Source organism: Pseudomonas sp. 57B-090624, assembly GCF_003234055.1.
Taxonomy (GTDB): Bacteria; Pseudomonadota; Gammaproteobacteria; order Pseudomonadales; family Pseudomonadaceae; genus Metapseudomonas; species Metapseudomonas tohonis.
Map to the genome: position 1 here is coordinate 1 of NZ_QKRU01000182.1, position 1,101 is coordinate 1,101.

A 1,101-nucleotide genomic window follows, 5' to 3' on the forward strand; every position below is an offset into this window, starting at 1 on the left:
GCGTTACTTGACCGACTACTACAACCATCAACGGCCACACAGCCACAACGACTACCAGACACCAGCACGGCGTGAAGAGCTGGCTGGATAGACCTAAAACAGTGTCCAGATTCACTTGACCACTACAACCCGGTGCCGGAAAGGGCAAGCAGGTGGGTGGGGCGGACGTGCCCCGGCTGATCTACGTGCGCTGGCAGTCGCTGGTGGAGCCGCAGACCTACGAGGCCTATATCGTGATTTCAGAGGCCACGCAGCGAGCGATGGTGAAGCCGGAGATGGGCTATTGCGCAGCCAGGGGGCTTTGGCGCGAGAGTTATCGCAACATGCTGACGGTCGGCCTGGCGCCCGGGGGCATTGCCAAGGTCTGGCTGATGGGCGGTTGTTTATCCGCCATCGACGTGGCGCGGGTGCAGGGCACCGTGGTGAAGCTTGGGCCCTATGGCGGCACATCGGGTGGGAAGCATCGGCCTCTATCCGAGATATCCAAGGCCTATATCAAAAAATATGGAATCCCCTATGGCTCCTGGTAGGAGCTGCTCAAACAAGGAAAAGTGATGAAACAGCTAATTGTCTGGATCGCGCTCTTAGCGTTCTCCGGTATCGCCAATGCTGCTGGCAGCGAAAGCACCCCGCCGCTTGCGGGTGACTATGTGCTGCGTGGTGTTATGGAAATGGGGTCGCAACTCCGCCTCAGCGTGGATGGAACGTTCGAAGCCAACGTTTTCTATGGGAGTGCCGACGGTGCTGCCAAAGGCACCTGGAAGCAAACGGATCACCACGTGATGCTTTTCCCGACGAACAAGATAGAACTCGGGGAGTTGTTCGAGGGCATGGAGTTGCAGATCGATGGCCCCTGCTTGCGTGTCGATATGGGGACAAGTGGCGGCTGCTATTTGCGCATAACGGAGCTGCCCTACGACTCCTGGCGGCTCGGCCTGGGCACCCCCAACTACATGGACGTGTGGATCGAGACCGCCGATGTGGTGGATGTGCGAGCGCGCGTCTTTCGCCGTGCCATGAGCGGGATAGGTTCTACCCAGCGGCCAAAGAACCTGGACAGCACCAACCCGCGTGGTTGGCCGGAGCAACCCGGGGCGGGGG

General features: G+C 59.8%; 2 pseudogenes. Both read left to right on the plus strand.

What is annotated here, in order from left to right:
• Positions 1-119: 119 nt before the first annotated feature.
• Positions 120-530: pseudogene (locus DMX10_RS32270) on the plus strand (DUF2931 family protein); the annotation flags it as partial.
• A 24-nt stretch (positions 531-554) separates the two neighbouring features.
• Positions 555-1,101, plus strand: a pseudogene (locus DMX10_RS33410) (hypothetical protein); the annotation flags it as partial.